This is a genomic window from Mesorhizobium sp. C399B (genome assembly GCF_030323185.1).
Taxonomy (GTDB): Bacteria; Pseudomonadota; Alphaproteobacteria; order Rhizobiales; family Rhizobiaceae; genus Mesorhizobium.
The window spans coordinates 24,401-37,867 of sequence record NZ_CP100472.1; the positions used below are offsets into that span (position 1 = coordinate 24,401).

Consider the following 13,467-nt stretch of genomic DNA (forward strand, 5'->3'; position numbering starts at 1 on the left):
AAACGACACGTCGAAATCACCGGAATGCGCGAACTCGCCACCGCATTTTGGGAGGTGCGTGCCTGATTGGGCCAAGGCCTAATGTTGCACTGCGAAACCCGCCTTTCAATGCCAATCTTTTTGGGCCAGCTCGCTCCTAATCGATTTGATCCGCAATCCGCGCCAGGCTTTCCTCGCGGCCAAGCACGGCAAGCACGTCGAACACGCCGGGCGAGGTGCTACGGCCGGTAAGGGCCGCCCGGAGCGGTTGGGCCACGGCGCCGAGCTTGTGGCCGCCGGCCGCTGCGAACTCGCGCACCGCGGCTTCAGCCGCGGCAGCCGACCAATCGCCCGAAACAGTCTGCAAAGCGGCATGTGCGCCGCGCAGGATCGCGCGCGCGTCGGCACTGAGCAGTGCTGCCGCCTTCTCGTCGATCGGCAGCGGCCGCTCGACGAACAGGAAGGCCGCGCCATCGGCCAGTTCCACCAGCGTCTTGGCGCGCTCTTTCAGGCCCGGCAAGGCGGCCAGCAGCTGCGCCTTCCTGGCGTCGTCGAGACGGGCGGCGATAGCAGATCCGCCTTCGAGGTATGGCAGAGTGGCGACGAAAATGTCGAACAGCTCGGTATCGGCCATCTTGCGCATATGCGCGCCGTTGATTGACTCGAGCTTGGCGAAGTCGAAACGCGCCGCACCCTTGTTGACATCGCCGATGTCGAACCACGAAATCATGTCCTTGATCGACATGATCTCGTCGTCGCCATGGCTCCAGCCGAGCCGCGCCAGATAGTTGAGCAGTGCCTCGGGCAGATAGCCCATGGCGCGATAAGCCTCGACACCGAGTGCGCCGTGCCGCTTCGACAGCTTGGCGCCGTCGGCGCCGTGGATCAGCGGGATATGCGACATCGACGGGACGTCCCAGCCCATGGCGTTGTAGATCACCGTCTGGCGCGCGGCGTTGGTCAGATGGTCGTCGCCACGGATGATGTGGGTGACGCCCATGTCATGGTCGTCGACGACGACGGCATGCATGTAGGTCGGATTGCCGTCCGAGCGCAGAATGATGAAATCGTCGAGGTCCTTGTTGGGGAAGCGCACCTCGCCCTGCACACGGTCGTGCACCACGGTTTCGCCCTCGGTCGGCGCCTTGATGCGGATGGCGCCCTTGACGCCGGGAGGCGCCTCCGAGGGGGCACGATCGCGCCACGCGCCATTGTAGCGCGGCGGCAAGCCCTTGGCGCGTGCGGCCTCGCGCATCGCCTCGAGCTCGGCAGGGGTCTCGTAGCTGTAATAGGCCTTGCCCAGGCGCACCAGCTCCTCGGCCACCTCACGGTGGCGTGGCGCGCGCTCGAACTGCGATATGGCCTCACCGTCCCAGGAAAGGCCGAGCCAGGTCAGCCCATCCAGAATGGCCTGTGTCGCCGCCTCGTTGAAGCGTTCGCGGTCGGTGTCCTCGATGCGCAGCACCATCGTGCCGCCGGTGTGCTTGGCGTACAGCCAGTTGAACAGTGCGGTGCGCGCGCCGCCTATATGCAGATAGCCGGTGGGCGAGGGGGCAAAACGGGTGACGACCGTGTCGGACATGGAACTCTCGGGAACCTTGGAAAGCGGGGCGTGATCGCGCGGGCTTTCGCGCTTTGCGCGTTCATGTAGCATAGGAGGTCTGGGGCGCAAGGGGCAGACCCGATGGCTGGATGAGGCCGGGGCACGTCGCCAATTATCGGTTGCGTCAACGGGCGCCGGAGCCTTGTAGCACAAAATCTGTTCGCACCTCCGCGCAACCTCATTTGGCAGCAGCGTCAATGTCTGGGTTTCATTCGGCTGCAGCGTCCGTCACAGTGCCTGGAACATCGCTGCGACGGTGGTAGCCTCCTCTGACGAGCGGACATTTCTTCACGGATGCGGCACTGCCCGACTACAACGCCGCCGTGACAGCGTTGGCTTGGTCACGCATATTGACCTTTCTGCAATCATTATCGTGAACACCGCAACTGTGTGCAGTCCGGTCTCGCCACTAAGGAAGCATGATTGAAAGAAGGACTACCGATGACCAGAAACGCTGACCATACGGAGGGTGATCCGTTCTACCATGGCACCCGGGCGGATTTGAAACCCGGGGATCTGCTGAGCGTCGGCCACCCTTCCAATTTCAGAGGTAAACCACTGTCATGGATCTATTTCACCCAGACACTGGAAGCCGCCATCTGGGGAGCAGAGCTTGCAACGGGTGACGGTCGTCAAAGGATTTACATCGTAAAGCCGACGGGGTTTTTCATGGATGACCCTAACCTGACCGATAAAAAATTTCCCGGTAATCCGACGAAATCCTACCGCTCCCGTGATCCGTTACTCATCCTGGGGGAGCTCGCTGAATGGCAGGGTCATACACCCGAACAATTGAAGGCAATGCACGATGGGCTTGCTCGCCTGAGGGCGGAGGGCCGGGATATGATTGAGGATTGAGCGTCCTTGGCGAGTGATGGTCAATTCCGGCGCGGTGGACGCGACCGCACGGACTTTCGCGCTTTGCGCGTTCATGTAGCATAGGAGGTCTGGGGCGCAAGGGGCAGACCCGATGGCTGGACGTGGCCGGGGCACGAAGGAAGGCGAAGGCGCCGAGGCAAGCGTCAGCGAACGCTCGCTGTTTGCCGATAGTCCCTATGCCGAGCCGCTGCCCCTCGCGCTGCCTGAGCCGCATCCCGGCGTCGCGCCTGCGCTGCCCGGTCACGCCTTGCCGGCGCAAGTCACAGCGCCCGGATCTATCGCCCGCCTGCGCAGACGGCTTCACCGTCCGTCATGGCCCGCGCTCCGCCGCAGCCTTGCCGCGGCCGCCAACACGGAGCTCGACCGGGGCGTCGCCTTCCTGCTGGTGCCGGTTTTCCTGGCGGCCGGCGTCATCATTTATTTCTCGCTGGCCGGCGAGCCCGGCTTTGCGCAGCCAATCGCCATTGTGGTGCTGGCGACATGTTGCGCTGTCGCCACGCGACCTCGGCCGAGGACGCATCTGTTCTGCATGGCCGCGATGCTGTGCGCGCTCGGCGTCGTCGCCGCCAAGGTCGAGACCTGGCGCGCCGGAACGCAGATGCTCGGCTCCGAGATCCAGACACGGCTGACCGGCCGCGTCGTCAGTCTCGAACAGATGGAGAGCGGGCGCATCAGGCTGACGCTTGACGTGGTTTCGACCGCTTACCCCGAGTTGCGCTACGCCCCGAAGCGGGTCAGGCTCTCGGCGCGGACCGTTCCCGCCGATATGACCGCCGGCTCCCTGATCACCGGCTATGCCAGGCTGTTGCCGCCGACCGGTCCGGTGCGGCCGGAGAGCTACGATTTCTCCTTCGACAGCTATTTCACCGGTATCGGCGGCAGCGGCTTCTTTCTCGGCAATCCGAAAGCCATTGCTACGCAGGGACCGCCGCCGCTGGCCGCGCGGCTCTCCTCGGCAATCGAGAACGCGCGCGAAAACATTGCCGACCATATCAGGGGCAAGATCGGCGGCGCCGAAGGCGAGATTGCCGCGGCGTTGATTGTCGGCGTGCGCGCCGGCATCCCGGACGAGGTCAACGAAGCGATGCGGCGCACCGGCATCTACCACATCATCTCCATCTCCGGCCTGCACATGGCGCTGGTTGCCGGCACCATCATGGCGTTGCTGCGTGGCGCCTTTGCGCTGTTTCCCGATTTCTCTTCGCGCCGCCCAGTCAAGAAATATGCAGCAGTGGCAGCACTCGTCTCCATCGCCGCCTATCTCGTTATTTCAGGCGTCGTGGTTGCCGCCGAGCGCAGCTTCATCATGCTGGCGGTCATGCTTGTCGCCGTGCTGTTTGATCGCGCCGCACTCACCATGCGCAATCTGGCGATCTCCGCCATCGCCGTCATCCTGGTGTCGCCGCACGAGGTGGTCGGTCCCAGCTTCCAGATGTCGTTTGCCGCCACCGCCGCCCTTGTCGGCGCCTATGCCGGCTGGGCCGATTACCGCGCCGACAAGGTGAGAACGCCGCTGGCAAAGCGCTCCTTCGTCGGCTTCCTGTCGCGAAAATTCGCGCTGGCCATGGGCGGCCTCGCCATGACCTCGATCATCGCCGGCAGTGCAACCTTGCTGTTCGCCATCTGGCATTTTCAGCGTGTGTCGCCGCTCAGCCTGATCGCCAATCTGGCCGTGATGCCGATTGTTTCGTTGATCGTCATGCCCTTTGCCGTGCTCAGCGCACTGGCGATGCCGTTCGGCGCCGACGGGCCGTTCCTCTATGTGATGGGCAAGGGTCTGATGGCGATGATCGCTATATCGGCCTGGATTTCCGAGCGCTCGCCGGTCGACGCCGTCGGGCTGATCTCCATCCGCTCGGTGCTGTTGGTGGCGGTCGCCCTCGTCATCGCCACCATGGCCACCACCTGGCTCAGGCTGGCGGCCGTGCCTTTCGCGCTGGCCGGCCTGTTGACGGTGCCGCAGGTGCTTACGCCCGACGTGCTCATATCCGAGGACGCACATCTGGTGGCCATGCCGATAGGTGGCGGCGAACTCGCCCTCAACCGCGAACGCTCCAACGAATTCACCACGGACAATTGGAAACGGGCGCTGCGGGCCGAAACCATTATCCCGCCCGAGATTTTCGAGGCAACAGATACGCGGTTCGATCTCGATCCGCTCGATCTGCCGCCCGGGTCGCCCTTCTATTGCATGGGCGATCTCTGTATCGCCCGACACCCTTCCGGAGCCATTGTAGCCCTTGCCAAAGACCGCAAGACGGCGCGGCCGGCCTGTGCCTTCGCGAGCCTGATCGTCATCGATGACGCCACCGCCTACAATCCGTGCCGCGACCCGCTGGTGCTGGTCGTGACGAAGAAACAGCTGGCCCGCGACGGCAGCGCCGCCGTCTTCTTCGATCCGCAATCGGCAGCTGCAGCGCCAACCATCCGCTTCGCCGTCGACAAGCCGTATCGCCCCTGGCACGAGCAACGCCGCTTCTCCCGCGAAGCGCGCGGCCTGCCGCCTTACAACCAGCGTGAAAAGTACAAACCCAAGCCGGCTCAGTAGCGCCGGATCAATCCGACAAGCTTGCCCTGCACCTTCACCCTGTCCGGTCCAAAAATGCGGGTCTCGTAGGCCGGGTTGGCGGCTTCCAGGGCGATCGAGGCGCCCTTGCGGCGGAAGCGTTTCAGGGTCGCTTCCTCATCGTCGACCAACGCCACCACGATCTCGCCGGGGCTGGCTGTGTCGGCATTGCGGATGATGACCGTGTCGCCATCGAAAATGCCGGCCTCGATCATCGAATCGCCCTTGACCTCGAGCGCGTAGTGTTCACCGCCCATGATCATGTCGGGCGGCACCGAGATCGAATGGGTCTGATGCTGGATGGCGTCGATCGGCACACCGGCAGCAATGCGTCCCATCACCGGGATCGACACCGCCGAAACGGCGTCGTCATTGCCGGCCGACATCGAACGCGACGGCGAGCCCGGCTTGATCTGGCGGCCGATACCGCCTTGGCCCATCGCGCCTTGTCCTTGGCCGCCTTGCCCTTGGCCGGTTTGACCAAGACTGCCCTGAATGACGCTCGGCGAAAACTTCCTCGCCGCATTGAGGCCTGGTGCGATCGAGTCGGGCAGCCGCAGCACTTCCAGCGCGCGCGCCCGGTTCGGCAGCCGGCGAATGAAACCGCGCTCCTCAAGCGCCGTGATCAGGCGGTGGATGCCGGACTTGGAGGCGAGGTCAAGCGCTTCCTTCATCTCATCGAAGGACGGCGGGATTCCGCTCTCCTTCAGGCGTTCATGGATGAACATCAGAAGCTCATGTTGTTTGCGCGTCAGCATCGCGGCCCCCAGGGGTTCTGAAACCAGAATCAGAAAAAACAAACCCAGAACAAACACTATCTGTTCCAGTTGTGTTCCGCAACCTTTTAAAGTTTAATGAATGTGTTGACGTTTTGTTCAGCGTGACGTTCGGCACCGCCGAGCGGCGCTCGTAGTCGTTGGCCGGCAACGGGGTGAAACGAAGACAAAGTGCCCTGCGTCGTCGGCTACGATCGCCGCTTCCTTTTCGGACGGGGCTGCGCAGCATCCGCGCCGGGTTCACTCTGGGCATAGACCTGCAGCGTGTAGCCGATGTGAGCGGTCATCAGAGTTTTCGCACGTTCGACGTCGCGATCGAGGGCCGCTTCCATCAGGGCGGTATGGTGTTCGATCGCCACGGCGTCGCGCAGGGCCGCCACGGCCTTCCGGTGGCCATCCGTGCGGCCGGCGGCGGCGCGCAGCGTCGGGGCCAGACCCAGAAAGCGGTGATGGCGATGCAATTGGTCGGAAATCGTCGCATTGAAGCGCAGCAGCCAGCTGGATGTCGCGGCACTGAGCAGCGCCGCATGGAAGGCATCGTGTTTTTCGTACCACGCGTCGACCGCATCATCCGATGGATCGTCGAGAACAGACCCGCACCGTGAGAGACGATAGTGGGCGGCAACGACCGCGTCTTCCCACTCACGGTCGCCCTCCTCGATCGATTCCACCAGCAGGGGCAGTTCGACCACCAGCCGCGCACGCGCCAAATCCTCGAGCTCCGCCCGAGAGACGGGAGCGACCGCAAACCCGCGGTTGCTGATGGCGGTCACAAGCCGTTCCGCCTCCAGCCGCGACAGCGCCTCGCGCAACGGCGTCCAGCCGATGCCGTAGGTGTTGCGCAGCGTGCTCAGCTTCAACGGCGCGGCAGGCGCCAGCCGGGTCGCAAGAATATCGCGCCTGAGCAGGCGATAGGCCGCTTCCGTCTTCGAGGTCTGCTCGTCATCCAGCATCGTGATCCATCAGACATAAACGCTCGGCGGATCATTATATATCAAAGCCTTTCAATGGGTGAATTATATATAATGTTTGACAGTTCAAGGGCGACCACTCAAGATCGCCGGCATGTTTGGGCGGCAGGCTCCGCCGCGCGCGTTTGTCCATGGAGGGGCGCCGGATCATGAGCACGACACCCGATCTCGCTACAATCGAAGCAATGGATGCCGCCGATCCGCTGCGCTCCATGCGCGAACGCTTTGTCTTGCCGCAAGGCGTGATTTATCTCGACGGCAATTCCCTGGGCGCCGCGTCAGCGGTCGTCTTCAGCGAACTGCAGCAGGCCGCCACGCAGGAATGGGCGCACGATCTCATTCGCGCCTGGAACACCGCCGGCTGGTTCAACATGCCGGTGGAACTCGGAGATCAGCTCGGGCGACTGATCGGCGCGGCTGATGGGCAGACGGTGGTCTGCGACACAACCTCGATCAACATCTACAAGCTGCTGCACGCAGCGCTCGGCATGCGGCCGGATCGGTCGGTCATCGTTGCCGAGGGCGACAGTTTCCCGACCGACCTCTACATGGCCGAAGGCGTCGCCTCGACCCGGCCGGGAACGCGGCTGCGGCTGGAGGGCGTCGACGCGGCCGCAATCGAGGAGCTGATCGACGACAGCGTTGCCGTCATCCTGGTCAACCACGTCAACTACAAATCCGGCCAGTTGCGCGACATGGCGGCGCTGACGCGCAAGGCACATGACGCCGGCGCGCTGATCATCTGGGATCTCTGCCACACGGCCGGCGCCTTGCCGGTCGAACTTGACCGTGCCAATGCCGATTTCGCCGTCGGCTGCACCTACAAATACCTCAATGGCGGCCCGGGCTCGCCAGCCTTCATCTACGCGGCCGAGCGCCACCATGACGATGCCCACCAGCCGCTCAGCGGCTGGTGGGGCCATGCGCGGCCCTTTGCCTTCGAGCAGGGCTTTGCCGTCGGCAGCGGCATTCGCCGCTTCCTGTGCGGAACGCAGCCGGTGCTGTCGATGCGGGCGCTCAAGGGCGCGCTCGATATCTGGAACGACGTCGATATGGCGGCGGTGCGCAGAAAAAGCATCGCGCTGACCGACCTGTTTATCCAGCTCGTCGAAGCCAGATGCGGCGCCTACGGGCTTGAACTGGAAAGTCCTCGCGACGGCAGCCAGCGCGGCAGCCAGGTGTCGTTCCTCCATCCGCATGGCTATCAGGTGATGCGCGCGCTGATCGAGCGCGGCGTGATCGGCGATTTCCGGGCGCCGTCGACCATCCGTTTCGGCTTCACGCCGCTCTATGTCGGATATGGCGATGTCTGGCAGGCGGTCGAAGTCCTGGAGGATATTCTGCGCACCGGCGCCTGGCAGGACGCCCGCTTCGCGGTGAAGACCGCGGTCACCTGAGGAACTAGAGCAATTTCAGGAAAAGTGTGAAGCGGTTTTCCGTCCGCAATTGCGTCAAATCAAAGAGCTAGAGCATTTCGCCGTTTACGTTAAACGGTGAAATGCTCTAGAGCCGGGTGCGGACCGTCCAGAGCTCCGGAAACAGCACAACCTCCAGCATCTTCTTCAGATAGGAGGCGCCTGAGGTGCCGCCCGTGCCGCGCTTCAAGCCGATGATGCGCTCGACCGTGGTGACGTGGTTGAAGCGCCAGCGGCGGAAGTAATCCTCGAAGTCGACCAGCTTCTCGGCCAGTTCGTAGAGCATCCAGTAGCGCTGCGGGTCGCGGTAGACGGTTTGCCAGGCAGCCAGCACGTCTTCGTTCTCGACGCGCGTCTCGCGCCAGTCCGTGCGCCCGGCATCGGCGCCGATGTCGAAGCCATTGCGCGCCAAAAGCAGAAGCGCCTCGTCGTACAGCGACGGCGTGGCCAGGATCGCTTCCAGCCTGTCCGTAAGATCGGGCCGGTGCTTGTGCGGCCCGAGCATGGCTAGGTTGCGGTTGCCGGCCATGAACTCGATAGCGCGGTACTGCCACGACTGGAAGCCCGAGGATTGGCCGAGCGCGTCGCGAAACTCGGTGTATTCGCTTGGCGTCATCGTGCGCAGCACGTCCCAGGCATTGTTGAGCTGCTCGAAGATGCGCGCGACGCGAGACAGCATCTTGAAGCTCGGTTCGAGGCGGTCGGCGCGGATAGAGCGGATCGCGGCGCCGATCTCGTGCAAAGCGAGCTTCATCCACAATTCCGATGTCTGATGCTGGATGATGAACAGCATCTCGTCATGGGCCGAAGACAGCGGCGCCTGCGCATCGAGCACCTTGTCCAGCTGCAGATAGTCGCTGTAGGACATCCGCTCCTTGAACGACATCTGCGCGCCATCGGACGCCGGATCGTGCGGCTTAATCAATTGCTCTTCTCCGCGCGCAACCGGAAGCGCTGGATCTTGCCGGTCTGGGTTTTGGGCAAGGCGTCGATGAACTTCACCGAACGCGGATATTTGTAGGGCGCGATCGTTGCCTTGACGTGGTCCTGCAGGCGTTTGACGGTCAATGCGTCCGGCGAAACACCTTGCACAAGCACGATATGCGCCTCGACGATCTGGCCGCGTTCACCGTCCTCGGCGCCGGTCACCGCGCATTCGGCGACGTCGGGATGCGAGAGCAGCGCCGCTTCGACCTCGGGGCCGGCGATGTTGTAGCCGGCGCTGACGATCATGTCGTCGGAACGCGCGGCGAAGTGGAAGAAGCCATCCTCGTCCTGCGTGAACGTATCGCCGGTGAGATTCCAGCCATCGCGGACATAGTCCTTTTGCCTGGCATCGGCCATGTAGCGGCAGCCGGTCGGGCCGCGCACCGCCAGCCGGCCAGTAGAGCCGCGCGGCAGCTCCCGCATCTCGTCATCGACGATGCGTGCCTGATAGCCGCCGACGGGTTTGCCGGTGGAGGCCGGCTTCATGTCGTCGAAGCGGTTGGAGATGAAGATATGCAGCATCTCGGTGGCGCCGATCCCATCGAGGATCGGCTTGCCGGTCTTCTCAGTCCATTCCTCGAAGACAGGCGCCGGCAGCGTCTCGCCCGCCGAAACCGCGACGCGCAGCGAGGACAGGTCAGCGCCTTGATCCATGGCCTTGAGCATGGCCCGATAGGCGGTTGGAGCGGTGAAGGAAATGGTCGCTTTGTAGGTCTCGATGATGTGGATCATGTTGGGTGGCGTCGCCTGTTCCAGCAGCGTCGCCGCGGCGCCGAAACGCAGCGGGAAGATGGCGAGCCCGCCAAGACCGAAGGTAAAGGCAAGGGGCGGGGAGCCGACGAAGATGTCGTCGGGCGTCACCTCCAGGATTTCGCGGGCATAGGCGTCGGCGACGATCAGCAGGTCGCGGTGGAAATGCATCGTCGCCTTCGGCACGCCGGTGGTGCCGGAGGTGAAGCCGAGCAGGGCGACATCGTCGCGGCCGGTGTTGACGGCAGTGAAGGTGACCGGCTTGTCGAGGGCGGCGCGGTCGAGTTCCGCGTCATGGTTGGCCGTGCCGTCGAAGCCAATGACCTGCTTGAGATACGCACTGCCCTTGGCGCAGGCGGTCATCTCGTCCATCAGCCTTGTATCGCAAAGCGCAACCGTGATTTCCGCCTTGTCGACGATCTTGGCGAGTTCGCCGGCGCGCAGCATCGGCATGGTGTTGACGACCACCGCGCCAACCTTGGTGGCGGCCAGCCAACAGGCGACCATGGCCGGGTTGTTGGCCGAGCGGATCAGCACCCGGTTGCCCGGCTTGACGCCATAATTCTCGACCAGGGCATGGGCGAGCCTGTTGGTCCAGTCGGACAGTTCCTTGTAGGTGCGGCGGCGGCCATTGCCGATCAGCGCGGTGTGGTCGCCGAACCCTTTTTCGACCAGCCTGTCGGTCAATTCGACGCCGGCATTTATGTGGTCGGGATAGTCGAAGCCGTCGAGCAAAAACTCCGGCCATTGCTCCGGCGGCGGCAGGTTGTCGCGCGTGAATGTGTCGATATGCGCTGATGGCCCAAGCATTTTCGGCTGCCCCTGTCTGCCTCGCGCCCATGGCTGAACAAGGCGCAGGATCGCACCAGTCGAAATTTGTTTCAAGCCTAAAATGTTTTTAGGTCGCAGGATTGACGCCGCCCTGTTCGGCGGCCATTCCTGTCGACTGAACTGAAGCCATCCGGGAGGGATGCAGATGCTCCAACATCGTGTTGCCGATTGGGACAATGCCTACGCCAACGGCGACAACATTGCCGGCAGCAATCGCTGGCCGGCCGCGTGGGACACACCGGCACAGGCTTTTCGCGACACAATGTCGGCGTCCGGTCGGGCCAAGCTCGACATCGCCTATGGCGACAGCCCGCGCAACAGGCTCGATCTGTTCCTTCCCGATGTCATGCCCAAAGGGCTCGTCGTCTTCATCCATGGCGGTTACTGGAAGGCGTTCGACAACAAGCCATGGTCGCATCTGGCCAACGGCGCGGTTGCCAATGGCTTTGCCGTGGCAATGCCGACTTACACGCTTTGTCCCGACATACGCATTTCCGGCATCGTCAGGGAAATCGCGGCGGCGATCGGCAAGGCGGCGACGATGGTCGGCGGGCCGGTGATGCTGACCGGGCATTCCGCCGGCGGCCATCTCGCCTCCAGGATGGTGACGACAACGACACCCCTGGCCGCCGATGTGGCGGGCCGCGTTCGCAATGTCGTCTCGATCTCCGGCGTCCATGACCTGCGGCCAATCATGCGCACCGGGATGAATGGGACACTGGCCATCGATGAAGCGGAAGCACTGGCCGAAAGCCCGGCGCTGCTGCGCCCGATGGATGGCGCACGCATCACCTGCTGGGCCGGCGGCGGTGAGCGGGCGGAGTTCCTGCGCCAGAATGCGCTGCTTGCCAACATCTGGATCGGCCTCGGCGCCACGACCAGCACAGTGGTCGAGCCGGACCGGCATCATTTCAGCATCGTCGACGGGCTTGCCGATCCGACACATCCGCTGACGCGGACATTGCTGGCGGAGTAACAACCAGTCTTGTCTCTTGGAATTAACGGTTTGGATCCGCGACCTCAGCGCAACATCAGAATGCTGCAAGCAGCGCCTGCTTCTGCCGCCGGAGCGAAGGGCTCGCGCACGATCAGGCCGTTGGCGTCGGCCAGCATTCTCAGCATCGAGGAATCCTGGATGCCAAACGGCGTCGCCACCAATGCGCCGGCTTCTTCCCGGACCACGGCGCGCACATAGTCTTGCCTTAGATCATTGGCCGGCATCGAGGCGCCAAGCTGAGCCTGGCGGATGTCCTGCCGGTGGGGACGGCCGCCGAGCTGCGCCAATAGCGGCTTCAGGAACAATTGCGAGCAGACCAGGCTCGCCACCGGATTGCCGGGCAGGCCGATGCACCTGATATCGCCCAGCCGCCCGAACATCAGCGGCTTGCCCGGGCGCATGGCGAGCTTCCAGAAGTCGAGGTTCATGCCTTCGCCGGTCAGCACGTCATGAACGAGATCATGGTCGCCGACCGAGGCGCCGCCGAGCGTGACGATGACGTCGGCTTTCGCATCGACCGCCTTTTTCACCAGCGCCGCGATCGCTTCCTTGCGATCGGCCGCTATACCGAGATCGAGCGCGCGAGCGCCGACCGACTGCGCCACAGCAGCGACGCCATAGGCGTTGGACGAGATGATCTGGGCGGGGCCAGGTTCGCTGCCCGGTGGCAGCAATTCGTCGCCGGTGGCGATGATGGCGACCAGCGGCCGTTGCACCACGTTCAACCGGGGATGATTGGCCGACGCCGCCAGCGACAATGCAGCCGGATCGAGCACGCGGCCTTTCTCCAGCAGCACGTCGCCTTGGGCAAAATCCAGTCCAAGGCGGCGGATGTTACGGTTCTTCGCCGTCGGTTCGGTGACCTCGATCCGGCCACCGCCGAGATCGCGGACATTCTCCTGGATGACGATGGTGTCTGCGCCTTCCGGCAGCGGCGCGCCGGTGAAGATGCGCACAGCTTCCGCCTTACCTACAGCGCCGTCAAAGCCTCGCCCTGCAGGCGCCTTGCCGATCACCGAAAGCCTCGCCGGGAGGGTCGCCACATCCCGCGCCCGTGCGGCATAGCCGTCCATGGCAGATGCATTGAAAGGCGGCTGGGTACGCAGCGCCACGACCGGCTCCGCCAGCACCCGGCCGGCCGAATCCGCCAGCGCGACGCTTTCACCGGGCAACGCCACAGCGCCGTCGAGTAGGCGTTGAAGCGCCTCGGCGACCGGAACCAGCGCCATTTACGAACCCGCCTTGTAGTCGCCGGACTTGCCGCCGGTCTTCTCCACCAGCTTTATACCGGAAATCACCATGGCGCGGTCGACCGCCTTGGCCATGTCGTAAATGGTCAGGCACGCGACAGATGCCGCGGTCAGCGCCTCCATCTCGACCCCGGTCTTGCCGGTGACGCGGGCGAGCGCGGTGACCCTGAGGCCGGGCAGCGTGGTGTCCGGTTCGATGTCGACCGACACCTTGGTCAAAAGCAGCGGATGGCAGAGTGGGATCAGCTCATGCGTTTTCTTGGCAGCCATGATGCCGGCAATGCGCGCGGTACCCAGCACATCGCCCTTCTTGGCGTCGCCGTCGAGGATCATCTTCAGGGTTTCGGCCCGCATCGAGACAAAGCCCTCGGCGACCGCCGTGCGCGTCGTCTCCGCCTTCTCGCCGACATCGACCATGTTGGCCTCGCCCTTGGCGCCGAGATGGGTGAGGGCGGCTGCCATC

The 13,467-nt window shown here is 63.8% G+C and carries 11 protein-coding genes; 4 read left to right on the top strand and 7 right to left on the bottom strand.

The window, feature by feature from the left end; translation table 11 throughout:
• Nucleotides 1-136: 136 nt before the first annotated feature.
• Nucleotides 137-1,561 carry a glutamate--tRNA ligase gene (gene gltX, locus NLY36_RS00130; protein ID WP_023696561.1) on the bottom strand — a complete coding sequence of 475 codons (1,425 nt, stop codon included), beginning with the start codon at nucleotides 1,559-1,561 and terminating at the stop codon, nucleotides 137-139.
• 462 nt (nucleotides 1,562-2,023) lie between these two features.
• Between gltX and arr the strand changes: the two genes are divergently transcribed.
• Nucleotides 2,024-2,440: an NAD(+)--rifampin ADP-ribosyltransferase gene (gene arr, locus NLY36_RS00135; protein ID WP_023696562.1), complete on the top strand. Its 417-nt coding sequence runs from the start codon at nucleotides 2,024-2,026 to the stop codon at nucleotides 2,438-2,440.
• 112 nt (nucleotides 2,441-2,552) lie between these two features.
• Nucleotides 2,553-5,009 carry a ComEC/Rec2 family competence protein gene (locus NLY36_RS00140; RefSeq protein WP_023736580.1) on the top strand — a complete coding sequence of 819 codons (2,457 nt, stop codon included), beginning with the start codon at nucleotides 2,553-2,555 and terminating at the stop codon, nucleotides 5,007-5,009.
• On the opposite strand, the gene lexA is transcribed toward NLY36_RS00140, so the two are convergent.
• The gene (gene lexA, locus NLY36_RS00145; protein ID WP_023693449.1) at nucleotides 5,003-5,785 is read right to left on the bottom strand and encodes a transcriptional repressor LexA; all 783 of its coding nucleotides are present in this window, start codon (nucleotides 5,783-5,785) and stop codon (nucleotides 5,003-5,005) included. The genes NLY36_RS00140 and lexA overlap by 7 nt on opposite strands.
• Nucleotides 5,786-5,991: 206 nt before the next feature.
• Nucleotides 5,992-6,756: a GntR family transcriptional regulator gene (locus tag NLY36_RS00150; RefSeq protein WP_023688568.1), complete on the bottom strand. Its 765-nt coding sequence runs from the start codon at nucleotides 6,754-6,756 to the stop codon at nucleotides 5,992-5,994.
• Nucleotides 6,757-6,923: 167 nt separating this feature from the next.
• Here NLY36_RS00150 and kynU point away from each other — a divergent pair, with 167 nt between their 5' ends.
• On the top strand, nucleotides 6,924-8,171 hold the full coding sequence (gene kynU, locus NLY36_RS00155; protein WP_023696564.1) for a kynureninase: 1,248 nt from the start codon (nucleotides 6,924-6,926) through the stop codon (nucleotides 8,169-8,171).
• 106 nt (nucleotides 8,172-8,277) lie between these two features.
• On the opposite strand, the gene kynA is transcribed toward kynU, so the two are convergent.
• Both kynA and NLY36_RS00165 read right to left on the bottom strand, forming a co-directional pair.
• Nucleotides 8,278-9,114 carry a tryptophan 2,3-dioxygenase gene (gene kynA / locus NLY36_RS00160; RefSeq protein ID WP_023748414.1) on the bottom strand — a complete coding sequence of 279 codons (837 nt, stop codon included), beginning with the start codon at nucleotides 9,112-9,114 and terminating at the stop codon, nucleotides 8,278-8,280.
• Nucleotides 9,111-10,736 carry an AMP-binding protein gene (locus tag NLY36_RS00165; RefSeq protein ID WP_023671045.1) on the bottom strand — a complete coding sequence of 542 codons (1,626 nt, stop codon included), beginning with the start codon at nucleotides 10,734-10,736 and terminating at the stop codon, nucleotides 9,111-9,113. The genes kynA and NLY36_RS00165 overlap by 4 nt, the downstream gene beginning before the upstream one ends.
• A gap of 166 nt (nucleotides 10,737-10,902) precedes the next feature.
• On the opposite strand from NLY36_RS00165, the gene NLY36_RS00170 reads away from it, so the two are divergent.
• A complete protein-coding gene (locus tag NLY36_RS00170; protein WP_023736581.1) occupies nucleotides 10,903-11,733 on the top strand; it encodes a hormone-sensitive lipase in 831 nt (276 codons plus the stop codon).
• Nucleotides 11,734-11,777: 44 nt separating this feature from the next.
• Here the strand turns inward: NLY36_RS00170 and NLY36_RS00175 are convergent, their stop codons facing one another.
• Both NLY36_RS00175 and moaC read right to left on the bottom strand, forming a co-directional pair.
• Complete coding sequence (locus NLY36_RS00175; protein ID WP_023736582.1) at nucleotides 11,778-12,983, bottom strand: molybdopterin molybdotransferase MoeA; 1,206 nt, start codon at nucleotides 12,981-12,983, stop codon at nucleotides 11,778-11,780.
• Nucleotides 12,984-13,466, bottom strand: a complete 483-nt coding sequence (gene moaC / locus NLY36_RS00180) for a cyclic pyranopterin monophosphate synthase MoaC (RefSeq protein ID WP_023684710.1) — start codon at nucleotides 13,464-13,466, stop codon at nucleotides 12,984-12,986.
• Nucleotide 13,467: the final 1 nt, after the last annotated feature.